Annotated in this window: 27 protein-coding genes; 7 read left to right on the plus strand and 20 right to left on the minus strand. The window is 63.0% G+C overall.

The features are described 5' to 3' along the window. Positions 1–6: 6 nt before the first annotated feature. From OO306_RS16750 to OO306_RS16760, 3 genes are all read right to left on the minus strand, one after another. Complete coding sequence (locus OO306_RS16750) at positions 7–1,113, minus strand: NADH:flavin oxidoreductase/NADH oxidase (protein WP_265969399.1); 1,107 nt, start codon at positions 1,111–1,113, stop codon at positions 7–9. A gap of 488 nt (positions 1,114–1,601) precedes the next feature. Further along, positions 1,602–3,311 carry a single-stranded-DNA-specific exonuclease RecJ gene (recJ, locus tag OO306_RS16755; protein ID WP_252826912.1) on the minus strand — a complete coding sequence of 570 codons (1,710 nt, stop codon included), beginning with the start codon at positions 3,309–3,311 and terminating at the stop codon, positions 1,602–1,604. Positions 3,312–3,341: 30 nt separating this feature from the next. Next, positions 3,342–3,884: a YaeQ family protein gene (locus OO306_RS16760; protein ID WP_027595733.1), complete on the minus strand. Its 543-nt coding sequence runs from the start codon at positions 3,882–3,884 to the stop codon at positions 3,342–3,344. Positions 3,885–4,016: 132 nt separating this feature from the next. Here OO306_RS16760 and OO306_RS16765 point away from each other — a divergent pair, with 132 nt between their 5' ends. Both OO306_RS16765 and OO306_RS16770 read left to right on the plus strand, forming a co-directional pair. Then, a complete protein-coding gene (locus tag OO306_RS16765) occupies positions 4,017–5,216 on the plus strand; it encodes a CaiB/BaiF CoA-transferase family protein (RefSeq protein ID WP_265969400.1) in 1,200 nt (399 codons plus the stop codon). A gap of 15 nt (positions 5,217–5,231) precedes the next feature. Continuing rightward, positions 5,232–6,107 carry a TIGR02285 family protein gene (locus OO306_RS16770; protein WP_265969401.1) on the plus strand — a complete coding sequence of 292 codons (876 nt, stop codon included), beginning with the start codon at positions 5,232–5,234 and terminating at the stop codon, positions 6,105–6,107. Between the two features lie 139 nt (positions 6,108–6,246). Here OO306_RS16770 and OO306_RS16775 read toward each other — a convergent pair whose 3' ends face one another. The 6 genes from OO306_RS16775 to xerD all read right to left on the minus strand — a co-directional run bounded on the left by OO306_RS16775 (position 6,247) and on the right by xerD (position 11,821). Next, complete coding sequence (locus OO306_RS16775; protein ID WP_027595730.1) at positions 6,247–6,528, minus strand: DUF3509 domain-containing protein; 282 nt, start codon at positions 6,526–6,528, stop codon at positions 6,247–6,249. Between the two features lie 79 nt (positions 6,529–6,607). Beyond that, positions 6,608–7,024, minus strand: a complete 417-nt coding sequence (locus OO306_RS16780) for a response regulator (protein ID WP_265969402.1) — start codon at positions 7,022–7,024, stop codon at positions 6,608–6,610. Between the two features lie 130 nt (positions 7,025–7,154). After that, positions 7,155–8,564 carry a threonine synthase gene (thrC, locus tag OO306_RS16785; RefSeq protein ID WP_027595728.1) on the minus strand — a complete coding sequence of 470 codons (1,410 nt, stop codon included), beginning with the start codon at positions 8,562–8,564 and terminating at the stop codon, positions 7,155–7,157. A gap of 58 nt (positions 8,565–8,622) precedes the next feature. Beyond that, complete coding sequence (locus tag OO306_RS16790) at positions 8,623–9,927, minus strand: homoserine dehydrogenase (RefSeq protein WP_085272718.1); 1,305 nt, start codon at positions 9,925–9,927, stop codon at positions 8,623–8,625. A gap of 82 nt (positions 9,928–10,009) precedes the next feature. Beyond that, positions 10,010–10,771, minus strand: a complete 762-nt coding sequence (locus OO306_RS16795; protein ID WP_027595726.1) for a thioredoxin fold domain-containing protein — start codon at positions 10,769–10,771, stop codon at positions 10,010–10,012. A 153-nt stretch (positions 10,772–10,924) separates the two neighbouring features. Beyond that, positions 10,925–11,821: a site-specific tyrosine recombinase XerD gene (gene xerD, locus OO306_RS16800; protein ID WP_085272717.1), complete on the minus strand. Its 897-nt coding sequence runs from the start codon at positions 11,819–11,821 to the stop codon at positions 10,925–10,927. A gap of 68 nt (positions 11,822–11,889) precedes the next feature. Here xerD and OO306_RS16805 point away from each other — a divergent pair, with 68 nt between their 5' ends. Continuing rightward, on the plus strand, positions 11,890–13,716 hold the full coding sequence (locus OO306_RS16805) for a sodium:proton antiporter (protein WP_265969403.1): 1,827 nt from the start codon (positions 11,890–11,892) through the stop codon (positions 13,714–13,716). A 3-nt stretch (positions 13,717–13,719) separates the two neighbouring features. On the opposite strand, the gene OO306_RS16810 is transcribed toward OO306_RS16805, so the two are convergent. The 6 genes from OO306_RS16810 to ffh all read right to left on the minus strand — a co-directional run bounded on the left by OO306_RS16810 (position 13,720) and on the right by ffh (position 17,802). Beyond that, a complete protein-coding gene (locus tag OO306_RS16810) occupies positions 13,720–14,127 on the minus strand; it encodes an acyl-CoA thioesterase (RefSeq protein ID WP_238216461.1) in 408 nt (135 codons plus the stop codon). Between the two features lie 96 nt (positions 14,128–14,223). Further along, positions 14,224–14,574: a 50S ribosomal protein L19 gene (gene rplS / locus OO306_RS16815; RefSeq protein WP_027595722.1), complete on the minus strand. Its 351-nt coding sequence runs from the start codon at positions 14,572–14,574 to the stop codon at positions 14,224–14,226. A 42-nt stretch (positions 14,575–14,616) separates the two neighbouring features. After that, complete coding sequence (gene trmD, locus OO306_RS16820) at positions 14,617–15,369, minus strand: tRNA (guanosine(37)-N1)-methyltransferase TrmD (RefSeq protein ID WP_008094486.1); 753 nt, start codon at positions 15,367–15,369, stop codon at positions 14,617–14,619. Positions 15,370–15,372: 3 nt separating this feature from the next. After that, positions 15,373–15,909, minus strand: coding sequence for a ribosome maturation factor RimM (gene rimM / locus OO306_RS16825; protein ID WP_027595721.1), 537 nt, complete (start codon positions 15,907–15,909; stop codon positions 15,373–15,375). A gap of 5 nt (positions 15,910–15,914) precedes the next feature. After that, positions 15,915–16,166 (minus strand): 30S ribosomal protein S16, encoded by a 252-nt coding sequence (rpsP, locus tag OO306_RS16830; protein ID WP_011535318.1) that lies wholly within the window; start codon positions 16,164–16,166, stop codon positions 15,915–15,917. 259 nt (positions 16,167–16,425) lie between these two features. Then, complete coding sequence (ffh, locus tag OO306_RS16835) at positions 16,426–17,802, minus strand: signal recognition particle protein (protein ID WP_027595720.1); 1,377 nt, start codon at positions 17,800–17,802, stop codon at positions 16,426–16,428. A gap of 263 nt (positions 17,803–18,065) precedes the next feature. On the opposite strand from ffh, the gene OO306_RS16840 reads away from it, so the two are divergent. The 3 genes from OO306_RS16840 to OO306_RS16850 all read left to right on the plus strand — a co-directional run bounded on the left by OO306_RS16840 (position 18,066) and on the right by OO306_RS16850 (position 21,668). Then, on the plus strand, positions 18,066–18,875 hold the full coding sequence (locus tag OO306_RS16840; RefSeq protein ID WP_027595719.1) for an inner membrane protein YpjD: 810 nt from the start codon (positions 18,066–18,068) through the stop codon (positions 18,873–18,875). Positions 18,876–18,884: 9 nt separating this feature from the next. Next, positions 18,885–20,090, plus strand: a complete 1,206-nt coding sequence (locus tag OO306_RS16845) for a transporter associated domain-containing protein (RefSeq protein WP_027595718.1) — start codon at positions 18,885–18,887, stop codon at positions 20,088–20,090. A gap of 276 nt (positions 20,091–20,366) precedes the next feature. Continuing rightward, complete coding sequence (locus OO306_RS16850) at positions 20,367–21,668, plus strand: MFS transporter (protein ID WP_265969404.1); 1,302 nt, start codon at positions 20,367–20,369, stop codon at positions 21,666–21,668. 135 nt (positions 21,669–21,803) lie between these two features. Here OO306_RS16850 and purT read toward each other — a convergent pair whose 3' ends face one another. From purT to OO306_RS16875, 5 genes are all read right to left on the minus strand, one after another. Beyond that, positions 21,804–22,985 carry a formate-dependent phosphoribosylglycinamide formyltransferase gene (purT, locus tag OO306_RS16855; RefSeq protein WP_265969405.1) on the minus strand — a complete coding sequence of 394 codons (1,182 nt, stop codon included), beginning with the start codon at positions 22,983–22,985 and terminating at the stop codon, positions 21,804–21,806. A 76-nt stretch (positions 22,986–23,061) separates the two neighbouring features. Further along, the gene (locus OO306_RS16860; RefSeq protein WP_027595715.1) at positions 23,062–23,529 is read right to left on the minus strand and encodes a VUT family protein; all 468 of its coding nucleotides are present in this window, start codon (positions 23,527–23,529) and stop codon (positions 23,062–23,064) included. 62 nt (positions 23,530–23,591) lie between these two features. Further along, a complete protein-coding gene (locus tag OO306_RS16865; protein WP_027595714.1) occupies positions 23,592–23,795 on the minus strand; it encodes a DUF1289 domain-containing protein in 204 nt (67 codons plus the stop codon). Next, positions 23,785–24,309 (minus strand): gamma carbonic anhydrase family protein, encoded by a 525-nt coding sequence (locus tag OO306_RS16870; RefSeq protein ID WP_085272711.1) that lies wholly within the window; start codon positions 24,307–24,309, stop codon positions 23,785–23,787. The genes OO306_RS16865 and OO306_RS16870 overlap by 11 nt, the downstream gene beginning before the upstream one ends. A 57-nt stretch (positions 24,310–24,366) precedes the next feature. Further along, positions 24,367–24,966 carry a CoA pyrophosphatase gene (locus OO306_RS16875; protein ID WP_027595712.1) on the minus strand — a complete coding sequence of 200 codons (600 nt, stop codon included), beginning with the start codon at positions 24,964–24,966 and terminating at the stop codon, positions 24,367–24,369. A gap of 125 nt (positions 24,967–25,091) precedes the next feature. Between OO306_RS16875 and OO306_RS16880 the strand changes: the two genes are divergently transcribed. Continuing rightward, on the plus strand, positions 25,092–25,643 hold the full coding sequence (locus OO306_RS16880; protein WP_099428456.1) for an NUDIX hydrolase: 552 nt from the start codon (positions 25,092–25,094) through the stop codon (positions 25,641–25,643). Positions 25,644–25,679: the final 36 nt, after the last annotated feature.

The raw sequence follows: 25,679 nt of genomic DNA on the forward strand, positions 1-25,679 counted from the left end.
TGCACGTCAATCCCGCAAATCCGACTCATGAATCGGGTTAGCCCGGCTAGTAGCCCGTTGATACTGCGCCGGCCAGGTGGCCTTGTTGCCGCCCAGGTCATCGTCGGCATGCAGCGGCCAGTAAGGGTCGCGCAGCAGTTCGCGGGCCAGGAAGATGACGTCGGCCTGGCCGGTACGCAGGATGTGCTCGGCCTGGGCCGGCTCGGTGATCATGCCCACGGTGCCGGTGGCGATTTCCGACTCTTTGCGCACGCGCTCGGCGAAGCGGGTCTGGTAACCGGGGCCGGTCGGGATCTCGGCGTTGACCGACGTGCCGCCGGATGAAACATCGATTAGGTCGACGCCCAACACTCTCAGGCGACGGGCCAGTTCGACGGTTTCATCCGGGTTCCAACCGTCCTCGACCCAATCGGTTGCCGATACCCGCACCAACAGCGGCAACTCGGCAGGCCAGACATTGCGCACCGCCTCGACCACCTGCAGGGTCAGGCGGATACGGTTTTCGAAACTACTGCCATAGTCATCGAGGCGCTGGTTGCTCAGGGGCGAGAGGAACTGGTGCAACAGGTAGCCATGGGCGGCATGGATTTCGACCACCTTGAATCCGGCATTCAAGGCGCGTTCGGTCGAGGCGACGAAGGCCGCGATCACGCCCTGGATCTCGTCCCGGGTCAGCTCGTGTGGCGGTGTGTGTTGCGGGTCGAAAGCGATCTTCGACGGGCCCACCGGTTGCCAGCCGCCCTCTTCCAGTTTGACGCTGCCTTGCTTGCCCAACCATGGGCGGTAAGTACTTGCCTTGCGCCCGGCGTGGGCCAGCTGGATGCCCGGCACAGCACCCTGGGCGGTAATGAAGCGGGTAATGCGTTGCAGCGGCGCGATCTGGACGTCGTCCCACAGGCCGAGGTCTTCGGCGGTAATGCGGCCATCGGCGGTAACCGCCACGGCTTCAGTGATCACCAGCCCAGCGCCACCGACGGCGCGGCTACCCAAATGGACAAGATGCCAGTCGTTGGCCAAGCCATCGACAGCGGAATACTGGCACATCGGCGAGACCGCGATGCGGTTGGGCAACGTCAGCTGACGCAGGGTGTAAGGCTCGAGCAGCAGGCTCATGAGGGCACCTCCCAAGGACTCCAATGGTGATCCGGCCCGGACACTCAATTGCACGTCCCTGGCCCAGGTCCGGTCATAACTTCAGACTAGACCAGAATGGGTGGGGGGGAGGTTCCATGGGATTTGGGGTGGGATGCTGGGTGTTTGGTTTGATGAGGCAAGGCCTCCAGGTGTACGCCGACAGGTTTGCAGCGCCTATGAGATCGAGCGCCGCCCGCGCGGCGCTTCGCAGCACAAGGCTGCTCCCACATCTGTTTCGGGCCAATTATTCCTGTGCCATAGGCGCACGCACCCTAGGTGCATGGCTGGAGATTGATTAAAAACAGCGATGCCCCTTCGATATCGACGGGGCAGACAAGGCGAATAGAGGTGACCTCACAGAAGTGACTGGCCCGAAACAAATGAGCAGCCTTGTGCTGCGAAGCGCCGCGCGGGCGGCGCTCGATATCCGCCGCACCACAACACCCAAGCCAATCACCTTGAAACCGTCAGCGCGGCTCCATATGGGCAATCATCAACTGCACGCTCTCATTACCCCGAAACTCGTTCACATCCAGCTTGTACGCCAGCTCCACCCAACGCACGGTAGGGTTCGGCCACACCTCGCGGTCGACGCCGAAGGCAATGCCATCAAGCCTCACCGACCCACATTCGCTCTTGAGCACCACTTTCAGGTGCCGCTCGCCGACCACTCGCTGCTCGACCAGCTGGAACACACCATGGAACAACGGCTCGGGGAAGTGCTGCCCCCATGGCCCGGCGTGGCGCAGGGCCTTGGCCAGGTCGAGGTGAAACTCTTCCACGGCCAGGCTGCCATCCGACAGAAGCCGGCCGGTGAGGTCTTCTTCGCGCAGCTGGCGCCGCACTTCCTGGTCAAACGCCTCGGCGAATGCCGGGAAGTTGCCTTCAGGCAACGACAACCCGGCGGCCATGGCGTGCCCGCCGAATTTGCTGATCAGCTGCGGATGGCGCGCCGCCACCGCATCCAGCGCATCGCGGATGTGAAAACCCGGCACCGAACGTGCCGAGCCCTTGAGCATGCCGTCGCCGGCATCGGCAAAGGCAATAGTCGGCCGGTGATAACGTTCCTTCAAGCGTGAGGCAAGAATCCCGATCACGCCCTGGTGCCAGTCGGCGTCGAACAGGCACAAACCGTACGGCATCGATTCGACGGGCAGGTCCTTGAGCTGGGCCAGCGCCTCGCGCTGCATGCCCTGCTCGATAGACTTGCGGTCCTGGTTGAGGTCGTCCAGCTGCTGGGCCATTTCCTGGGCCAGGGCGGCGTCTTCGCACAGCAGGCATTCGATGCCCAGGCTCATGTCGTCCAAGCGCCCAGCCGCGTTCAAGCGCGGGCCCAGAATGAAGCCCAGGTCGGTGGAGGTGATGCGCCGGTGATCACGGCGGGCCACCTCAAGAATCGCCTTGAGGCCCGGCCGAGCGCGGCCAGCACGAATGCGTTCAAGGCCCTGGTGCACCAGGATGCGGTTGTTGGCGTCCAGCGGCACCACGTCGGCGACGCTGCCCAGCGCCACCAGGTCGAGCAGCTCGCCGATGTTTGGCTGTGCTTGCGTGTCGTAGCGCCCCAGGCTGCGCAGGCGTGCGCGCAAGGCCATGAGCACATAGAAGATCACCCCGACCCCGGCCAGCGACTTGCTAGGGAAGTCACAGCCCGGCTGGTTCGGGTTGATGATCGCATCGGCGTCGGGCAATTGTTCACCCGGCAAGTGGTGGTCGGTGACCAGCACCTTGAGCCCCGCCGCCTTGGCTGCCGCCACGCCATCGACACTGGAGATGCCGTTGTCGACGGTGATCAGCAACTGCGGCTGGCGCTGCAGTGCAACGTCGACGATCTCCGGCGTCAGGCCATAGCCGAATTCGAAGCGGTTGGGCACCAGGTAATCGACGTGGGCCGCACCCAGCAAACGCAGGCCCAGCACGCCAACGGTGCTGGCAGTGGCCCCGTCGGCGTCGAAGTCGCCAACGATGAGAATGCGCTGGCGCTGGTCAAGGGCTTCGACCAGCAGGTCTACCCCCGCCTCGATGCCTTTGAGCTGCTGGTACGGCAATAGCCGCGCCAGGCTTTTGTCCAGTTCGGCCTCGGTCTGCACGCCGCGGGCGGCATACAGACGGGTCAACAAGGGTGGCAGGTTACCCAGCAAGGGCAAGGTCGACGGCAGGGGGCGAGGTTCGATACGCATGGGGTCTTCGGCAATCAGGAAAGGGTCAGGTCAGCCACGCTCACCGAGCAGCCACTCCAGCTGCACTTCGTGCTGGCCACGGTCATCGGTGACGAACACCGTGCCTTCGCTGATCATCACGTCCCACTTGATGCTGCGCGGCATGTCGGTGGCCAGGGTTTCCAGCACCTCCTGCGGCACTGCAGCGATGTTCAGGTTCTTCAGGCCCTTGACCGCAGGCACCACCTTGGTCTCCCACACGCGCAGGCTACCGTAGGCCAGCAGGCTGGTGCGCTCGGTGCGACGGGAGCACCAGGTCAAGCGGTCGGCATCCGGTTGGCCGACTTCGATCCAGTGCAGGACGCGATCGTCCAGGCTCTTTTCCCACAACGCCGGTTCGTCGACATCCGACAGACCACGACCAAACGACAATTGCTCGTTGTACCAGAGTGCGTAGGCCAACAGACGAACGGCCATACGCTCTTCGGTTTCCGAAGGGTGACGGGCAATGGTCTGCTTGACGCTTTGGTAGACGTTGCGATCAAGGTCAGTCAGATTCAGTTCGAATTTGTAGGTAGTGGACGGCTGGGCCATGGTCGACGGGCTTCTTGCGCAAAGAAAAGTCACACAGTCTAACCGATCCTGCCCCTCGTTGCGCCGCGGCAGTATCTGCCGCTTCGGAGCTATGATAAAACCACGGCTCTGCCCAGTTGCCACGGATGCCCCATGTCTACGCCCAGCAAACCCCTCGCCGGCCTGAAAGTCATCGAACTCGGGACCCTGATCGCTGGCCCGTTCGCGTCGCGCATCTGTGCCGAGTTCGGTGCCGAGGTGATCAAGGTCGAGTCCCCCGACGGCGGCGACCCGCTGCGCAAATGGCGCAAGATGTACGAAGGCACGTCGCTGTGGTGGTTCGTGCAGGCACGCAACAAACAGTCACTGACCCTCAACCTCAAGCACCCGGACGGCCGCGAGATCCTCAAGCGCCTGCTGGCCGAGGCCGATATCCTGATCGAGAACTTCCGCCCCGGCGTGCTGGAAAAGCTCGGCCTTGGCTGGGATGTGCTGCACGCGCTCAACCCGCGCTTGGTCATGGTACGCCTGTCGGGTTTCGGCCAGACCGGGCCGATGAAAGACCAGCCAGGTTTTGGCGCGGTGGGCGAGTCCATGGGCGGCCTGCGCTACATCACCGGCTTCGACGACCGCCCGCCCGTGCGCACCGGCATCTCCATCGGTGATTCGATTGCCGCGCTGTGGGGGGTGATCGGGGCCTTGATGGCGTTGCGGCACCGCGAGGTCAACGGCGGCCAGGGCCAAGTGGTGGACGTGGCGCTGTACGAGGCGATCTTTGCCATGATGGAAAGCATGGTCCCAGAATTCGACGTCTTCGGTTTCATCCGCGAACGCACCGGCAATATCATGCCCGGCATCACGCCCTCCTCCATCCACACCAGTGCCGATGGCAAGCATGTGCAGATCGGCGCCAATGGCGATGCGATCTTCAAACGTTTCATGCAGGCCATAGGCCGCGCCGACCTGGCCGATGACCCGTCACTGGCCACCAACGATGGCCGCGACCTGCGCCGTGACGAGCTCTATGGGGTGATCGACCGCTGGGCCAACAGCCAGCCGCTGGAGCAGCTCATGTTGGTGCTCACCACCGCCGAAGTACCTGCAAGCCGCATCTATTCTGCCGAGGACATGTTCAACGACCCGCAATACCTGGCGCGGGAAATGTTCCTGCAGGCGCGCCTGCCAGACGGCAAACCCTTCAAGATGCCAGGCATCGTACCCAAGCTTTCGGAAACCCCCGGCTCCACCGAGTGGGTCGGCCCTGCGCTGGGCGAACACACTGACGCACTGCTCACCGCCCTGGGCTACGACGCGGCCGCCATCGTCGGCCTGCGCGAAGCAGGCGCGGTCTGACGCCTGCCGCCGCGGATGCGAGCTGCCCACTGGTTACGCACCCTGCTTTTGCTGTGCGCGCTGCTGCCTGCACTGGCCGTGCCGCACGCGGCGGCCAAGGAGCGCTTGTTGTGGCTGGTTCGCGACCTGCCGCCCTTCACCATTTTTGAAGGGACAGAGAAAGGCCAAGGGGTCATTGACCGCCTGCTGCCACTGCTGATCGAGCAGATGCCCGAATACGATCACAGTATCGTCCGGGTAAACCGTGCCCGCGGTATCCAGATGCTTCAGGACCCGAACACTTTTACCTGCGACCCGACCTTGCTGTGGACGCCGGAGCGTGCCGAGTACGTGCACTTTTCCATGCCGTCGCTGGGGGTGTTAAGCGGGGGGCTGGTGGTGCGCAAGGCAGGTGAGGCACTGCTGGCGCCGTTTCTCACCGACAACGAGGTCGACCTGCCCGGGCTGATGAGCCACACCCCGTTGAAGCTCGGCATCGTCGCCGAACGCAGCTATGGCACGCAGATCGACGAGATCCTGCGCCAATTGCCAGACTCGGCGCTCAGCCGCCACTACGGCAACGATGCCACCGCCAACCAGTTGCAGATGCAACAACTGGGGCGCTTGCACATGGTGATGGGGTATTGGCCAGAAGTGCGTTACCTGATCCAGCAGCAAGGCGGGTCACTGGGTGACTACCAGTTTCATCCGGTTCGGGGCGTGAACCGCTATCAGTTTCTGCATGTGGGCTGCTCAGACTCGGCACTGGGCCGCGAGGCCGTTGCGCATATCGACCAGCTATTGCCCACACTACGCCAAGAGACCTTGCCAGGGCTGTATGCCCGGTGGCTGGACCCTGAGTTGCAGGCAATGTACCTGGAACAGAGCAAGCAGTTTTTCAAACAACCCTAGTACTGCAGACAAAAGAAACCCCGGAACGCTGGGGAGGACGCCCGGGGCTAATTGAAAGTCCCTTGGGACTTCCCGTGACAGCCTGCCAGCACCGGAGCAATGCGCTGGCTAGCTGCCCTTACTGTGTCTGATAAGCAATTCAGGCAAAGGTTCCCGGCATTTGCTGTCGCTGTTGCAAGGCAGCAATCACACAGGGCTGCAAGCGGCCTTCGGCAATCTGCAGGTCACGGTGCAAACCATCCACCAGGTCAATGAGCAGGCGCTGTTCCTGCAACTGGCGCAGGCTCACCGTGCGCTGCAGGGTGATGCCTTCAAGGCTGTCAAAGACGGTCAATTGACGGTTGCCACTGGCATCGGCAACGCCCAGGTGCGTCTGGTAGGGGGTCAGGGCTTCGTTCAGCAGTCTGCAGATTCTTTCCATCCGGATCACTCGCTGCGTGGTGGGCTATGGAGAAACTGACCAACAAGCGCAGCACAAAGTTCGAAACGCCGCGGCTGTTTCAGTGAGCATGCGGGGCGTAGGTGACAGTTTGAATACGCCCGCCCAGGCGCTGAAGTGCGCGTTGCAGATTGGCCATGGACAGTGGCCACGGCAGCTCGGCGACGACCCACAGCCCCCGTCGCTTCGCCTCCAGGGCCAGGTTCTGCTGTTCGGGTGTGGCTTGGCCGACGAACAACAAAGCGCGCAAGGCGTGGCTACCCGCCAGTTTTTTCAATAGCGCAAGCCCTGCCCTTTTGGGCATGGCGTGATCGAGGATCAGCAAGTCAGGGCAACGCTCAGCGCTCAGGCACGCGTGCAGGTCGGCGGCTTCTTCAGTGATGCGCACATTGAAGATGCCTTGGGCATTGAATGCCTGGTGCAGGAGGATTTGATGGGAAGGGCGTGCCTGGTGAATCAGCACATAAGGCCTGGACATGAGCCACTCCTGGAGAAAGGACTGGCAAATCTAGGCAACATCCCAAGAGGGTTAAATAGGAAACATCCGAAAGATCAGATGGAAAACTCGACAATCAAGGGCCGCTAAGCGGCCCTTGATATCACCGCAATTAAAGCGGCTTGCCGCGGTTACCATGCTGGCTGACAAAGCCCTGAACGGCCTTCAGGTCATTGGCCAGCACCGTGCAGCGCTCTTCGCGGCTGAACAGGTCAGCCAGGTGTGCAGGCAATTCCAGCGCCTTGCCAACACCTGCCTTCTCCACGGCTTCCGGGAACTTGACCGGATGCGCGGTACCCAGCACCACCATCGGCGTGTCCAGGCTGCGACGGCACTCGCGGGCGGCCTTGACGCCGATCGCGGTATGCGGGTCGAGCACTTCGCCGGTGCTGGCGAACACTTCGGCGATGGTCTCGCAGGTCTGCTCGTCACTGACGGCCAGCGAGTCGAACAGTTTGCGCGCTTCGGTCCAGCGGTCTTCGTCAACGCTGAAACCGCCACCCTGCTTGAAGTTGTCCATCAACGCGGCAATGGCTGCACCGTTACGGCCGTGCAGGTCGAACAGCAGGCGCTCGAAGTTGGACGACACCATGATGTCCATCGACGGCGACAGGGTCGCGTGCAGGGTGTCCTTGACATACTGGTTGCCGCTCATGAAGCGGTGCAGGATGTCGTTACGGTTGGTGGCGACCACCAGTTGGCTGATCGGCAGGCCCATGTTGCGTGCCAGGTAACCGGCGAAGATGTCGCCGAAGTTGCCGGTGGGCACCGAGAACGCCACCGAGCGGGCTGGGCCGCCCAACTGCAGGGCTGCGTGGAAGTAGTAGACGATCTGGGCCATGATCCGCGCCCAGTTGATCGAGTTGACGGCCACCAGGCGGGTGCCCTTGAGGAACGACTGGTCGGCGAAGCTGGCCTTGACCATCTCCTGGCAGTCGTCGAAGTTGCCTTCGATGGCGATGTTGTGGATGTTGTCGCCGAAGATGGTGGTCATCTGCCGACGCTGTACTTCCGACACGCGCTGGTGCGGGTGCAGGATGAAGATGTCGACGTTGTCGCAGCGGCGGCAACCTTCGATGGCAGCGGAGCCGGTGTCACCGCTGGTGGCACCGACGATCACCACGCGCTCGCCACGCTTGACCAGCACGTGGTCGAGCAGGCGGCCGAGCAGCTGCAGGGCAAAGTCCTTGAAGGCCAGGGTCGGGCCGTGGAACAGCTCCATCACCCACTCGTTGCTGTTCAACTGGCGCAGCGGCGCCACGGCGGCGTGGGCGAACGCGCCGTAGGTTTCCTCGAGGATCTTCTTGAAGTCGGCGTCGGCGATGCTACCGGCGACGAACGGGCGCATCACGCGGAAGGCCAGTTCGTGATACGGCAGGCCAGCCCAGGAAGCGATCTCTTCCTGGGTGAAGCGCGGCAGGTTTTCAGGGACGTACAGGCCGCCGTCGCTGGCCAGGCCAGCCAGCAGGACATCTTCGAAATTCAGGGCCGGTGCCTGGCCACGGGTGCTGATATAGCGCATGGTGCAAACCTTCGATACTGAGGCCGGGGCCGCGTGCGCGGCCCAACGGCATGATTCGTTAATTGAGCTGTTCGACGCGGATGCGCACGACCTTGCCGACCACATCCTGCAGGGCTTCCAGGGCGACAATGGCGTCGTTGATGCCCTGCTCGACCACGCGATGGGTCAGCAGGATCATCGGCACCAGGCCGTCCTGTTCCTCGGCTTCCTTCTGCATGATCGACTCGATGTTGATGCCACGCTCCGAGAGGATGCTGGCCACCTGGGCCAGCACACCGGGGTGATCCTTGGCCTGGATGCGCAGGTAGTAGGCGCTTTCACAGGCTTCGATCGGCAGAATCGGGTGCGCCGACAGCGAGTCTGGCTGGAAGGCCAGGTGCGGCACGCGGTTTTCCGGGTCGGAGGTCATTGCGCGAACCACGTCGACCAGGTCGGCGACGACCGACGAAGCGGTCGGCTCCATACCGGCACCTGCGCCGTAATACAGGGTCGAACCGGCGGCGTCGCCATTGACCATGACCGCGTTCATCACGCCGTTGACGTTGGCGATCAGGCGATCGCTCGGGATCAATGTCGGGTGCACGCGCAGCTCGATGCCTTCAGCCGTGCGACGCGCGACGCCCAGGTGCTTGATGCGGTAGCCCAGGGCCTCGGCGTAGTTCACGTCAGCGGTGGTCAGCTGGGTGATGCCTTCGGTGTAGGCCTTGTCGAACTGCAGCGGGATGCCAAAGGCGATGGACGCCAGGATGGTCAGCTTGTGGGCCGCATCGATGCCCTCGACGTCGAAGGTCGGGTCGGCTTCGGCATAACCCAGGGCCTGGGCTTCGGCCAGCACGTCCGGGAAGGCACGGCCTTTTTCGCGCATTTCGGTGAGGATGAAGTTACCGGTGCCGTTGATGATGCCGGCCAGCCAGTTGATACGGTTGGCCGACAGGCCTTCACGGATGGCCTTGATCACCGGGATGCCACCGGCAACCGCCGCTTCGAAGGCGACGATAACGCCCTTCTCGCGGGCCTTGGCAAAGATTTCGTTGCCATGCACGGCGATCAGCGCCTTGTTCGCGGTGACCACGTGCTTGCCGTTTTCGATGGCTTTTAGCACCAGGTCGCGGGCGATGGTGTAACCACCGATCAGCTCGATGACGATGTCGATTTCCGGGTTGGTCGCAACGTCGAACACATCAGCGGTAATGGGGGTACCGGTAATCTGGCAGTTCGGGTTCTGCGAGCGCATGGCAATCTGTGCCACTTCAATACCGCGCCCGGCACGGCGGGCAATCTCCTCGGCGTTGCGCTGAAGTACATTGAAGGTTCCGCCACCGACGGTCCCCAACCCACAGATGCCTACTTTGACCGGTTTCACTGTGAACTCCCCATTGAACGGCCGGCACCTGCGCCGACCGTGAAACATGCCGTCACCCCATGACGACGGCGTACTGTATTGATTACTTGGCTGCTTGCTGCTGGCCGGCCAGGGCCAACTTGGCCACTTGCGGTGCCGGCTGGTAGCCCGGGATCACCTGGCCACTTTCAAGGACGATCGCCGGCGTGCCGTTGACGCCGATCGACTGGCCCAGCTGGAACTGCTTGCTGACCGGGTTGGCGCACTTGGCGGCCTTGATTTCCTTACCCTCGACCATCTTGTCCAGCGCCGCACGGCGGTCGCTGGAGCACCAGACGGCCTGCAACTGCTGATCACCTGGCGAACCGAGGCCCTGGCGCGGGAAGGCGACATAGCGCACTTCGATACCGCGGCGGTTGAGCTCCGGCACTTCGGCGTGCAGCTTGTGGCAGTACGGGCAGGTGGTGTCGGTGAACACGGTGATGTGCGACTTGGTCTCGCCCTTGGCAGGATAAACCACCATCTCGGCGGCTGGAATGCCGTTGATGAGCTTGGCAACGCCTTGGCGCTCGGTCTTCTCGGTCAGGTTGACCGGCTTGCCGTCCTGGATCTGGTACAGGTAGCCCTGCATGACGAACTGGCCGTCAGCACTGGCGTACAGCACGCGGCCGCCCTGCAGCTTGACTTCATACAGGCCATTGAGCGGGCTGCTGGCAACGCTTTCTACCGGGACTTCCAGTTCGAGGTTCTGCAACGACTTGCGAATGGCCTGCTCGGCACCGGCATTGCTGTCGGTTGCCGCGGCAACGGCAAAGGTACTGGCCAGCGCCAACGCGGCGGCGGCGAAAATTTGGGTCACGCGCATGGGAACTCCTGAAGGCGGACAGGGGCCGGAGGGCGTCGCCTGCGGAAAAAACGCGGCGACCGTGCGGCCCTTGGTGCAAACCGCCCAAGCCTACCACAACACGCTAGCCGTGAAGGGGTCTGCGAGTACCGGTCGGCGGAACATGAAAATCATTCATCCACGCGGGTGATGCTGGGCGTGCAGTTGCTGCAGACGGGCTTTGGCCACGTGGGTGTAGATCTGCGTGGTCGACAGGTCGCTGTGGCCCAACAGCATTTGTACCACGCGCAGGTCGGCGCCGTGGTTGAGCAGGTGGGTCGCGAAGGCATGGCGCAGCGTATGCGGCGACAGTGATTTGTCGATCCCGGCGACCTGTGCCTGGTGCTTGATACGGTGCCAGAAGGTCTGGCGGGTCATCTGCTCGCCGCGCAGGCTGGGAAACAGCACATCGCTCGGGCGCCCGTTCAGCAGCTCGGGGCGGCCATTGCGCAGGTAGCGTTCCAGCCATACCACCGCCTCTTCCCCCATCGGCACCAGGCGCTCCTTGCTGCCCTTGCCCATCACCCGCAACACGCCCTGGCGCAGGTTGACCTGATCGAGCGTCAGGCTGACCAGTTCGGTCACGCGCAGGCCACAGGCATAAAGGACTTCGAGCATGGCGCGGTCGCGCTGGCCGATGGCTTCGCCGAGGTCCGGCGCCTGCAGCAGTGCCTCGACGTCGGCTTCTGACAAGGATTTGGGCAACGGCCGGCCCAGCTGGGGCATCTCGACCTGCAATGTGGGGTCGACAGCGATCAGCTTTTCCCGCAGCAGGTAGCGAAAGAAGCCACGCAGCCCAGAGAGAAAGCGTGCTGTAGAACGTGGCTTGTAGGCTTGGTCGAGGCGCCAGGCCAGGTGATCGAGGATCAGCTCACGCCCCGCGTCGGGCAAGGCCACGCCCTGCTCCTGCAGCCAGCCATTGAACAGCGCCAGGTCGCTGCGGTACGAAACCCGGGTGTTGTCGGACAGGCCTTTTTCCAGCCACAGGGCATCGAGAAACTGGTCAATCAGGGGGTGGTCGAGGGCGGGCATGAAAACTCGGTGGCAAACGACGAAATGACACTTAGTCTTTCATAACAACGCCGGCATAGGGAGCCCGCATGAACGAACAGCAGATCCTCCTCAGCGTCGCGGGCATCGGCGCCGCCGCCCTGGCCTGCCAGTGGCTGGCGTGGCGCCTGAAATTGCCGGCAATCCTCTTCCTGCTGCTGGCCGGCATCACCGCCGGCCCGCTGCTCGGCTGGCTCGACCCCCAGGCGCTGTTCGGCCCACTGCTGATGCCCTTGGTGTCGCTGGCCGTGGCACTGATCCTGTTCGAGGGCAGCCTGACGTTGCACTTGTCGCAGTGGCGCGACATCGGCAGCGTGGTCCACCGCCTGGTCACAATCGGCGCCCTGTCGACCTGGCTGGTGATCGCCCTGGCGACCCACTGGCTGCTGGGGTTCGACTGGCCGCTGGCGATCCTGTTCGGCACCTTGACCTTGGTCACAGGGCCGACGGTGATCGTGCCCATGCTGCGCGTGGTGCGGCCGAAGGCGGCGATCGCCAACATCCTGCGCTGGGAAGGCATCGTCATCGACCCGATTGGCGCCCTGCTCGCCGTGGTGGTGTACAGCTTCATCATTGCCAGTGCCGATGGCAATGGCCTGAGCCAGAGCCTGGCCACCTTTGCCGGGGTGATCTTCTGTGGCAGCGCACTGGGCGCGGCCGGCGGCTGGTTGTTGGGGCAGGTCATGCGTGAGCAGTGGCTGCCAGAGTACCTGCACAACCTGGCTGCACTGGCGGCAGTGCTGGGCATTTTCATCGCCGCCAACCAGATCGTTCACGAATCCGGGCTGCTGGCCGTGACGGTGATGGGCATGTGGCTGGCCAACATGCGCGGGGTGGATGTGCGGCAAATCCTGCACTTCAAGGAAAACCTCAGCGTACTGCTGATCTCGGGCTTGTTCATCCTGCTGGCCGCACGCCTCGACCTGCATGCCCTGCTCGGCCTGGGCCCGGCGGTGCTGGCGCTGTTGCTGGTGATCCAGCTGCTGGCGCGGCCGCTGAACGTCTTTCTGTCCACCCTGGGCTCGGGGCTGAACTGGCGCGAACGGGCTTTGTTGGCCTGGATCGCACCGCGCGGTATCGTTGCCGCGGCAGTCTCGGCGATCTTCGCCATCCGCCTGCATGAAGCCGGCCATCAGGGTGCACTGCTGCTGGTGCCGCTGACCTTTGCCGTGATCATCGGCACGGTGGTGCTGCAGAGTGCCACGGCCAGGCCCCTGGCGCGCCTGCTCAAGGTGGCCGAGCCTGCCCCCAGCGGCTTTCTCATCGTCGGCGCCAACGGGCCCGCGCGCACCCTCGGCAAAGCCCTTCAGCAATTGGGCTGCCGGGTACTGCTGACGGACTCGAGCTGGGAAAACATCCGCGCCGCGCGCATGGACGGGCTGCCGACCTACTTTGGCAACCCGGCCTCGCAACATGCCGATGCACACCTGGACCTGGTCGGCCTCGGCCATCTGCTGGGGCTGTCCCCTGCAGGTGAGATCAACGCCTTGGCCTGCGCACGTTTTCGCCACGATTTCGGCCATGGCCGCCTGTTCGTGCTGGCCAGCGGCCTGGAAAAACAGCGCAGCGACAAGCACCGCGCCAGTGAGGAACACCGCGGCCATTTGCTCGGCTCAAGCCCGATGACCTACCAGCAACTGGCCAATCGCCTGCACCACGGCGCCGAGCTGTACAGCACCACCCTGACCGAGGGTTTCGACTGGGACAACTACCAGGCACTGCATGGCGAGCGTGCGCACCTGCTGTTCGCCCGTGACAGCCACGGCTGGGTGCATGTGTCGAGCCCTGACAACCCGCTCACCCCGCAACCTGGCTGGACCTTGGTGGCGCTGGTCGAACCGGCGCCGGTCGCGGGCACGGCCACCACACCGGGGTGAACCTCAGGTTGCTGGCAGCACCGGCACCGGGCGCTTGTCTTCGTCGATGGCGACAAAGCTGAACACACCATGGATTGCCCGTTCACGGCCATCCAGGTACATGTTCTCGACGAACACATCCACCTGTACCTGCAGGCTGGTGTTGCCCACCTTGATCACCGTGCCGACCAGCTCGACGATCGAGCCCGCCGGGATCGGGTGCTTGAAGTCGATACGGTCGGTCGACACCGTTACCAGCGGCAAACGGCAAAAGCGCGTGGCCGCGATGAACGACACTTCATCCATCCAGGCCAGCGCAGTGCCGCCGAACAGGGTGTTGTGGTGGTTGGTGGTGTTGGGGAACACCGCCTTGGTCACGCGGGTCACCGACAGTTCGGTGCGGCGCTGGATTTCCTGGTCTCGGGTTGTCATGTCGGGTCACATCGCTTGGTGTTCAAAACGCAAAAAAGCAGCCCGAAGGCTGCTTTTTTTCTCGCAAGGCGGCCTGGGCCACCGGTCAAACTGCACTCAGGACAGTTTTTCCTTGATGCGAGCGGCTTTGCCGGACAGGTCGCGCAGGTAGTACAGCTTGGCTTTACGCACGTCACCACGACGTTTCACGGCCAGGCTGTCGATCTGCGGGCTGTAGGTCTGGAAGGTACGCTCTACGCCAACGCCGCTGGAGATTTTGCGCACGGTGAAGGCGCTGTTCAGACCGCGGTTACGCTTGGCGATAACGACGCCTTCGAACGCCTGCAGACGGGAACGCTCACCTTCCTTCACTTTAACCTGGACGATAATGGTGTCGCCCGGTGCGAAGGTTGGGATTTCCTTGCTCATCTGCTCGGCTTCGAGCTGCTGGATGATCTTGTTGGTCATGCTGTGCTCCTAAGATGGATACGTGATCCACCATCGATACGTTTAACTATCGTCCCGCTCGCGGAGGTATTCCTCGAGCAGCTTCTTCTCTTCTCCAGAAAGCGAGCGACTTTCCAGAAGATCGGCGCGTCGTTCGAAGGTCCTACCAAGGGACTGCTTCATCCTCCAACGCCGGATATGTGCATGGTTGCCACTTAGCAACACGTCGGGAACACGCTGATCCGCATACACCTCAGGTCGGGTGTAGTGCGGGCAATCGAGCAGACCGTCGGTGAAAGAGTCTTCCTCCGCCGAGTCCACATGCCCTAAAGCTCCGGGCAGCAGCCGCGTAACCGCATCGATCAGTACCATGGCCGGCAGCTCGCCACCGGAAAGCACATAGTCGCCAATCGACCACTCCTCATCGACATGAGCCTCAATAAAGCGCTCGTCGATGCCTTCATAACGACCGGCGATCAGGATCAACGATTCCTGTTCGGCCAGGCCTTTGACCGCTTGCTGAGTCAGCTTGCGGCCTTGCGGCGAAAGGTAGATCACCTTTGCCGATGCTCCGGTCGCTTGCCTGGCGCTAACCAGGGCGTCTTCCAGAGGCTTGATTTTCATCACCATGCCCGGACCACCGCCAAACGGCCGATCATCCACGGTATGGTGGCGATCTGTGGTGTAGTCCCGCGGGTTCCAGCACGTTACCTGAAGCAACCCCTGTTTTACCGCGCGGCTGGTAATGCCGTACTCCGTGATGGCCGAGAACATCTCGGGGAACAACGTGATGACGTCTACGCGAAGGTTACCCATCGTTTAGAAGTCCGCGTCCCATTCAACCCGCATCACGCCTGCTTCCAGGTCGATTGCCAGCACGCATTGCTCCGTATAGGGCAACAAACGCTCGCGATCATCCAGGCTGCCTGCGCACGGCTTGACCACCATTACATCGTTCGCACCGGTCTCCAACAGGTGATCGACCTTGCCGAACAGGTGTTCGTCCTGGTTGATGACCTTCAAGCCCTGCAACTGGTACCAGTAGTACTCGTCGACGGGCAGGTTGGGCAAAAGGCTCCGCGGTATGCAGATCTCGTAACCACTCAGAAGACGGGCTTCATCGCGATCATCGAGGCCTTTCAGTTTCACGACCAGGCCCTTTTGGGAGCCACGACCGCTGACCAGCTCTACCTGTTTTACCTTGCCTTCGTGCTTGAGCGTCCAGCGTGGATAATCCAACAGGTTTTCAATCGGATCGGTAAAGGAATACACCTTCACCTCGCCGCGAACGCCGTGAACCGAAAAAATCTTGCCAACGACGATGAGGTCGTCAGCCTTTTCTGGCGTCGCGTTCATATATCTTAGGCAGCGGCCTTGGCAGCTTCCTTCAGCAGCTGAGCAACACGCTCAGACGGCTGTGCGCCCTGGCTCAGCCAGTAGGTGACGCGTTCCTGGTTGACCGACAGCTTGACTTCGGCGCCCGATGCGATCGGGTTGAAGAAGCCAACGCGCTCAACGAAACGGCCGTCACGGGCGTTACGCGAGTTGGTCACGGTCAGGTGGTAGAAAGGGCGCTTTTTCGAGCCGCCACGGGCCAGACGAATGGTTACCATGTGAACATCGTTCCTATAGTCGGTGCTGCAGTTGGTACTGCAGTCGGTGCTGCAAATCTGAAAGCCAAATAGGCACATGCGTGCCCAAAAGGCCGCATATTCTCGGGGAATACACGGACATTTGCAAATGACTTTTTCGGCAAGGCCTCGCCATGCCGTCCAGATCTGCCGGTTAAGCCACGCTTTTCGCGGCCATTGCCCCGCCAAGGCGGGGGTTCTGAGCGCTCGTCCGGTAAAAGACAAGCGCCCGGAATAGGGGTTACAGCTTCGGCATGCCGCCGCCTGGCATCATGCCACCAAGGCCGCGCATCATCTTGGCCATGCCGCCCTTGGCTGAGAATTTCTTCATCATCTTCTGCATCTGCTTGTGCTGCTTGATCAGCCGGCCGACGTCCTGCACCTGGGTGCCGGAGCCGATGGCGATGCGGCGTTTGCGCGAACCGCTGAGCAGGTCAGGATCCCGGCGCTCGGCCGGGGTCATGGAGTTGATGATCGCCTCCATCTGCTTGAACTGCTTCTCGGCCGCGCCCTGGGCATTGCCCATCTGCGACAGGTTAACCCCGCCGATGCTCGGCAGCTTGTCCATCAGGCCGCCCAGGCCGCCCATGTTCTTCATCTGTTGCAGCTGGTCGCGGAAGTCTTCGAGGTCGAAGCCCTTGCCCTTCTTCAGCTTCTTGGCCAGCTTGTCGGCCTTGGCCTTGTCGATGGTCTGCTCGGCCTGCTCGATCAGGCTGAGCACGTCGCCCATGCCGAGGATGCGCGAGGCGACGCGGTCCGGGTGGAACGGCTCGAGGGCCTCGGTCTTCTCACCCATACCGATGAACTTGATCGGCTTGCCGGTGATGGCACGTACCGACAACGCGGCACCGCCACGGGCATCACCGTCGACCTTGGTCAGCACCACGCCGGTCAGCGGCAGGGCTTCACCAAAGGCCTTGGCGGTGTTGGCGGCGTCCTGGCCGGTCATGGCGTCGACCACGAACAGGGTCTCGACCGGCTTGACCGCAGCATGCAGCGCCTTGATCTCGTCCATCATGTCGGCATCGATGTGCAGACGGCCGGCGGTGTCGACGATGACCACGTCGATGAATTTGAGCTTGGCTTCGCGAATCGCCGCTTCAGCGATGGCGACCGGCTTCTGGCTGATGTCGGACGGGAAGAAGGTTACGCCGATGTCGTTGGCCAGGGTTTCCAGCTGCTTGATCGCGGCCGGGCGGTAGACGTCGGCCGAGACCACCATCACGCTCTTCTTCTTGCGCTCCTTGAGGAAGCGCGCGAGCTTGCCGGCGGTGGTGGTCTTACCTGCACCCTGCAAGCCAGCCATCAGCACCACGGCAGGTGGCGCGGCGTTCAGCGCGAGGTCTTCGTTGGCCGCGCCCATCAGGCTTTCGAGCTCGGCCTGGACGATCTTCACGAAGGCCTGGCCTGGGGTCAGGCTGCGCGACACCTCGGTACCGACCGCACGTTCCTTGACGCTGTTGACGAAATCCTTGACCACCGGCAAGGCAACGTCGGCCTCGAGCAACGCCATGCGCACTTCGCGCAGCGTGTCCTTGATATTGTCTTCAGTCAGCTTGGCCTTGCCGGTGACATGGCGCAGCGTCTGTGACAGGCGGTCGGTCAGGTTTTCGAACATGGTGATCCTTTCAGGCCCAGTAAAAGCCGAGGTTTGTCAGGCGCCCAGGGGGAAAATGCACACACCCGGGGCACAGCAAGGCGGCGATTATAGCGAAGTGCGGCGGCGGCGCACACCTTGCCTTCCCAGCGGCAAGCTACGAGCGTCAAGCGGCAAGAAAATGCAGCCACCTCGCGGATCCGCCTTTGCTTGTACCTTGCGGCTTCCAGCTTGCAGCTCTCTATGCCAAACTCCGTCTCTTTAAGGCTCGCCAACCAGGACTTATGTTCTCCTCACCCAGCCTCATCCCCAACCTGATCGCCGCCGGCCTTTATATAGCTGCGACCCTCTACCAGGGCACGCACCTGGCCCAGGGCCGCAAAGCTGACAAACGGCTGCTGGGCCTGCTCGGCGCCCTGGCTGTCATCGCCCAGGGCGGCGCCCTGTTCTTCCAGCTGATCACCCCGCTGGGCCTGAGCCTGGACTTTTTCAGCGCCGCCAGCCTGATCGCCGTTGCGGTCATTACCCTGACCTTGCTGGCGTGCCTGCGCATCCCGGTAGAAAACCTGCTGGTGCTGCTGTTCCCGCTGGGCGCGGTCACTGCGCTGCTGGCCCAGTTCGCGCCCCCCGGTACCGTGCCGCTGATCAACGAAGAGCCCGGCATCCTTGCGCACATCCTGCTGTCGATCCTCGCCTACGGCCTGTTCACCATCGCGGTGTTCCAGTCGTTGCTGCTGTTGCTGCAGGATCACCAGCTGAAAAACAAGCACCCGTCAGGCCTGATCCGCAACTTCCCGCCGCTGCAAACCATGGAAAGCCTGCTGTTCGGCTTTCTCTGGGCCGGCTGGTGCCTGCTGTCGCTGTCGCTGATTTCTGGCTGGCTGTTCCTCGACAACCTGTTCGCTCAGCACCTGGTGCACAAGACCTTGCTGGCCTGCGTCGCCTGGGTGGTGTTCAGCGTGCTGCTGTGGGGCCGCACCCGCCTGGGCTGGCGTGGCCACAAAGCGATCCGCTGGACGCTGGCCGGTTTCTGCCTGCTGATGCTGGCCTATTTCGGCAGCAAGCTGGTTCGCGAATTCATCCTGCATATCTGACGGCCGCCCATGGACACCCTGCCGTACGCACCGCTCCTCGGCACTCTGGCACTGGCGCTGCTCTGGTCGGCGCTTTTCAGCGCCGTGGATGCCGCCCGCCTGCAGCTCAATGGTTCGCTGCGCAATGGCGACGATGGTCAAGCCCCCCTGCCCGCCCAGGCGCTGGTGCTGTGCGCCAGCCTCGGCAAGTTGCTGGTGCTGGGCCTGGCGTGCCTGATTGGCCAGCGCTACAGCGGCGAACACGGCTTCTGGCTGGCCGGCCTGGGCGCGACGCTGGCCTTGCTGGTGTTTGCCGAATTCCTGCCGCGGCGCCTGGCGCGGCGTAACCCGCAGGCGTTTGCAAGCCTGGGTGCAAGCCTGCTGAAAGTACCCCTGGCGCTTCTGCAACCCTTGGCCTGCCTGCTCGATGGCTGCGCCAAGCTGCTGCTGCGCCCATTCCGTGTGCAGCCTACGGCGGTCGCCTTGCACCCGGAGCAAGACGACGACTTCGACGAAGACGAGGAGCACGAGCCTGCACGCCATGGCCTGCTCGACGGTTTGCAATCGCTGGACAAAGTCACCGTCAACGACATCCTGGTGCCGCGCAACGAAGTCGATGGCATCAACCTGGACGACCCGATCGAACGCATCATCGAGCAGCTGATCGTCAGCCGTCACACCCGCTTGCCGGTCTATCACAACGACATCAACCAGGTTGAGGCGATCCTCAACACCAAGCTGATCAGCCACCTGCTGCCCAAGGCGGAGCTGACCCTGGAGAAACTCCACGGCGCCTGTTACGAGCCCTATTTCGTACCCGAAAGCACGCCCCTGCAGCTGCAGTTGCTGAACTTCCATAAACAGCAACGCCGCCTGGGTGTGGTGGTGGACGAATACGGCGAGGTGCTGGGCATCGTCACCTTGGAAGACATCCTCGAAGAGATCGTCGGCGAGTTCGAAGACGAACAGGGGCTGGACAACCCGCACGTCCACCCCCAGCCCGATGGCACCTTCGTCATCGAAGGCACCGCCTCGCTGCGCGAGATCAACCGCACCCTGGGCTGGCACCTGCCCTGCGATGGCGGGCCAAAGACCCTCAACGGCCTGGTCACCGAGGCACTGGAAAGCATCCCGGAAAGCGCCGTTTGCCTGAAGATCGGCCGATATCGCCTGGAAATCCTCGAAACAGAGGACAATTGCGCCAGCAAGGTACTGGTGTGGACCGTGACCCGATAGCTATACTCGGGTCACGCTTACCCAGCCCCGCCGTCCCGCCTGCTACCCGCACCCGGCGCCACACGGCCAGTCCGCTCCACTGACACGCCCCGCGGTCCTGCTTCAACACCCCGAACAGTGCCCGCTCCCGCCCCTATCCCCCTTGGGCTATCGTCAGTCGGGCGAGCAAAAGAACAATACGCTCCGGCGTCCGCGTAGGTGTGCCTGCCCTTAGAAGGTACGCGCCCTGGCGGATCAAGCCCTTGGAGCACGACCAGACTGTTAGGGACCTACTTAATGACCACGAGCAGCACCTATGCCGAAGCGCCTGCCGCGCCGGTCAACTCCCCCGCACGGGTGGCCACTGCCAGCTTCATCGGCACGGCCATCGAGTTCTACGACTTCTATGTATACGCCACGGCCGCTGCGCTAGTGATCGGCCCGGTGTTCTTCCCGTCCGGGTCGGGCACCGCGCAGATGCTCGCGGCCTTCCTCACCTTCGGCATCGCCTTCCTCGCTCGCCCGCTGGGCTCGGCGCTGTTCGGGCATTTTGGCGACCGTATCGGCCGCAAATCGACCCTGGTGGCATCGCTGCTGCTGATGGGCGTTTCCACCACCGCCATCGGCGTGCTGCCAGGCTACGACAGCATTGGCGTCTGGGCGCCGATCATTCTTTGCCTGCTGCGCTTCGGCCAAGGCCTGGGCCTGGGTGGCGAATGGGGCGGCGCGGCGCTGCTGGCCACCGAGAACGCGCCACCGGGCAAGCGCGCCTGGTTCGGCATGTTCCCGCAATTGGGGCCTTCGATCGGCTTCCTGGCTGCCAACGGCCTGTTCCTGACCCTGGCCCTGGTGCTCAGCGACGAGCAGTTCCGTGAATGGGGCTGGCGCATTCCGTTCCTGCTCAGCGCCGCACTGGTACTGGTCGGCCTTTATGTGCGCCTCAAGCTCGAAGAGAGCCCGGTGTTTGCCAAGGCCATTGCCCGCCATGAGCGCGTGAAGATGCCAGTGGTCGACCTGTTCTCCAAATACTGGGTACCGACCCTACTGGGCGCTGCGGCGATGGTGGTGTGCTATGCGCTGTTCTATATCTCGACGGTGTTCTCGCTCAGCTACGGCGTGACTACCCTGGGCTACAGCCGTGAGACGTTCCTCGGCCTGCTGTGCTTCGCGGTGGTGTTCATGGCGCTGGCCACGCCCCTGTCGGCTTGGCTCAGCGACCGCTACGGGCGCAAACCGGTGCTGATCGTCGGCGGCCTGCTGGCCGTGGCATCGGGCTTTACCATGGAGCCGCTGCTGACCTCGGGGTCGACCACGGGCGTGGCGCTGTTCCTGGCCATCGAGCTGTTCCTGATGGGCGTGACCTTTGCGCCGATGGGGGCGTTGCTGCCCGAGCTGTTCCCTACCCATGTGCGCTACACCGGCGCGTCGGCGGCGTACAACCTGGGTGGCATCGTGGGGGCTTCGGCGGCGCCGTTCTTTGCTCAGAAACTGGTGAGCATGGGCGGGTTGAGCTGGGTGGGCGGGTATGTGTCGGTGGCGGCGGTGATCAGCTTGATTGCAGTGCTGTGCCTGAAAGAGACCCGTCATACCGAACTGTGAGTGATCGGGGCTGCTTTGCAGCCCATTCGCGGGGCAAGCCCGCTCCCACAGAAATATCGCAGTGCCTGAGGCCAACGATAATCCTGTGGGAGCGGGCTAGCCCCGCGAATGGGCCGCGGCGCGGCCCCTGCTGAATCAGAACTCGACCTTGACTGCCTGCGAAGCGCGAGTCGCCTTGGCTCGCGCCGCTTCGATCGACTCATCACGCGCCAGGCATACGCCCATGCGGCGGGTACCGTTGATTTCCGGCTTGCCGAACAGGCGAATGGCCGTGTCCGGCTCGCTCAGCGCAGCGCCAAGGTTGGCGAAGCTGGTCTGTTGCGATTGGCCTTCTGGCAAGATCACCGCCGACGCCGATGGACCAAACTGACGCACCACCGGAATCGGCAGGCCCAGAATGGCGCGTGCATGCAGGGCGAACTGCGACAGGTCTTGGGAGATCAACGTCACCAGGCCCGTGTCGTGCGGGCGCGGCGACACTTCGCTGAACCACACCTGGTCGCCTTTGACGAACAACTCTACGCCGAACAGGCCACGACCGCCCAAGGCATCGGTGACTGCCTGAGCCACACGCTGCGATTCTGCCAGGGCTTTCGGGCTCATGGCCTGGGGCTGCCACGACTCCTGATAATCGCCTTTCTCCTGACGGTGGCCGACAGGCTCCAGGAACGTGGTGCCGCCGACGTGGCGCACGGTCAGCAGGGTGATCTCGTAATCGAAATCGATGAAGCCTTCAATGATCACCCGGCCCTTGCCGGCGCGGCCGCCGTCCTGGGCGTAGTCCCAGGATTTCTGCAGGTCGGCATCGCTGCGCAGCAGGCTCTGGCCTTTGCCCGACGAGCTCATCACCGGCTTGACCACGCACGGGTAGCCGACATCGGCCACGGCCTTGGCATAGTCTTCGTAGGTGTCGGCGAAGTGGTACGGCGAGGTCGGCAGGTCCAGCTCTTCGGCGGCCAGGCGACGGATCCCTTCGCGGTTCATGGTCAGCTGAGTGGCGCGGGCGGTGGGCACCACGGTGAAGCCTTCGTTTTCCAGCTCGACCAGGGTCGCGGTGGCAATGGCTTCGATTTCGGGGACGATGTAATGCGGCTTCTCGGCTTCGATCACTGCGCGCAGGGCGACGCCATCGAGCATGTTGACCACATGGCTGCGGTGCGCCACCTGCATGGCCGGTGCATTGGCGTAGCGGTCTACGGCAATCACTTCGACGCCCAGGCGCTGCAGCTCGATCACCACTTCCTTGCCCAGCTCACCGCAGCCGCAGAGCAGTACTCGGGTCGCGGTGGGCGACAATGGGGTTCCGATACGGGTCATTTCAGGTCCTCGAAGGCGTCCGGGGCTGCGCCAGGCTGAGCGCCGCCCGCTGAAAAAGGACCCGTATTCTACACCATCAACCGACCGCGGCAGCCCGCCGGGCGCGAAATGCCATGGCCAGCCACACGGCAGTGACACCGGCGAACTTCGAGGCCATTGCCGTGCCGATCACGGCCGGCGTCAGGGCGCCGATCATGCCGAAGAAAATGAAGGTATCGACCGGGATGCTCAGCGCCGAGCTCAGCCACAGGCGGTCACGCAGCGGCCGACGGGTGATGCTGAATACCAGCCAGTCGATCAGCTCTGAGATGAAGAAGGCGGTGGCGCTGGCCAGCGCGATGGCCGGTTCCGAGGTGACATACGACAGAACCAGGGCCACCAACATGGCGACCAAGGCGCCATGCCCGAAACGGGTCTGGACCATGTCGCGCAGGATGAACACCAGGCCGCCCCAGGCAGACCAGATGATGTCCAGGTGCGGGGCACTGGAAAAGGCGTAGTTGATCAGCACTACGCTGCTGATATAGGCAATGAGATAGAACATGAGCAGTAACCGTCAGACAAGCCGCACAGGTTACTTGATTTTGGGGTCAGCGGCAGCCGCTCCTACAAAATCAACCCGGCAGCCACTGCCCGCTCATGGCAAAGCTTCAATACGGCGCGGCGCTCAGTGTTATCCATGCGCCCCCAGCGCCCGATCTCGGCCACCGTACGTTGGCACCCCGTGCAGATGTCCTGCTCGTCCAGCGCGCAGATGCTCACGCACGGCGACGCCACCGGGCGCTCTGCCTTGACCGCTTCACTCATCATCCACCACCAAGTCACGCGCATAGCGCTGGGCATTGTGCACATAGTGCGCGGCGCCGGCCTCGATCAAGCGCATCTGCTGCTCGCTGAGCTCGCGCACCACCTTGCCCGGCGAGCCCATTACCAGCGACCCGTCGGGGATTTCCTTGCCCTCGGGGATAAGCGCATTGGCGCCGATGATGCAGTGCTTGCCAATCCGCGCCCCATTGAGGATCACCGCGTTGATGCCGATCAGGCTGTAATCGCCAACCGTGCACCCATGCAGCATGGCGTTATGGCCGACCGTCACCCCCTTGCCCAGGGTCAGGGGCGAACCCATGTCGGTGTGCATCACCGTGCCGTCCTGGACATTGCTGTCTTCGCCGATATCGATCAGCTCATTGTCACCCCGCAATACAGCGCCAAACCAAACACTGGCACGGGCCTGCAGGCGCACGTTGCCGATCACGGTGGCGTTGGGCGCGATCCAACTGGTCGGATGGCTGTCGACCCGCAGGTCGCCCAGGCGATATTTCATGCTCGCTCCTCAGGATAAACGGCGGCGGTTTGCGGCAAACGGCAGGGTGGGCCCCGCTCAGATCTCGATGTAACGTTCCGGGGGTTGATGCAAGCTGATACCCGCGTCATACAGCAGGTTGACCAGCTCGACGATCATGATCGCCGACAACCCCCAGATCTTGTATTCGCCGTAACGGTAGCTGGGCACATACCAACTGCGGCCTTGGTAATCGATACGGTGAGTGTGGTCCCGCGGGTCCTGGCGGAAGAATTCCAGCGGCACGGTGAATACTGCCGCGATCTCCGCATCATTGGCGCGGTATTCGACGTAATCGGGGATAAGCCCGACGAATGGCGTCACTTTCAGGCCATGCAGCGAAATCAGTGGGCTCAGCGGGCCGATCACTTCCACCAGCCCAGGGGGCAGGCCGATTTCTTCTTCGGCCTCGCGCAAGGCGGTAAACACCAGGTCCGGGTCTTCGGGGTCGCGGCGGCCACCGGGGAAGGCGACTTCGCCACCATGGGTCGACAGCCCCTTGGCGCGCAGGGTCAAAACCAGTTCGGGCGCTTCGCTGCGGGTAATGGGCAAGAGTACCGCCGCTTCGGGAAACCGTCGGTCAGTTTCCAGTGATGCAGGTTCATGGTTGCTCATTCGGCGAAGAAGCTCGTCCAGCATTGCGCACTCTCGTATCCAAGGCCTGTCTTGCATGATGCACCAAAGCCGCGAAGCACCCAAGCCCCGTGCGCTTGCGGCGGCCCCGTCGGCGCGCCAAGATAGCCCAGTCAAAAGGGAAGAACAGCATGAAATTCTGCAGCGCATGCGGCCAACCGGTCGTTCAGCGGATCCCCGAGGGCGACAGCCGCCTGCGGTATGTCTGCGAGTATTGCCAGACCGTTCACTACCAGAACCCCAACATCGTCGCGGGTGTGCTGCCCACCTGGGGTAGCCAGGTGCTGCTGTGCCGGCGCGCCATCGAGCCACGCCGCGGCTACTGGACCCTGCCCGCCGGGTTCATGGAAAACGGCGAAACCCTCGACCAGGCCGCCCGTCGCGAAACCGTCGAGGAGGCCTGCGCCCAGGTAGGGCCCATGGCCCTGTACCAGTTGTTCGACCTGCCGCACATCAACCAGGTACACGTGTTCTTCCGCGCGGAACTGGCCGACCAAAGCTTTGATGTGGGCATCGAGAGCCTGGAGGTGCGATTGTTCGAACAACATGAGATACCGTGGGACGAGCTGGCTTTCCGCACCGTCACACGCACACTAGAATGCTACTATCGCGACCGCATCGGGCAGCACTACCCCATAGGCCATGAGTACCTGCCGCCGATGAACGTCTCGCCCACTACTTAAGCCTGCAGGTGCTGCTTCATGCGCTGGTTGTTTGCC

Source organism: Pseudomonas sp. DCB_AW, from assembly GCF_026240895.1.
Classification (GTDB): Bacteria; Pseudomonadota; Gammaproteobacteria; order Pseudomonadales; family Pseudomonadaceae; genus Aquipseudomonas; species Aquipseudomonas kermanshahensis.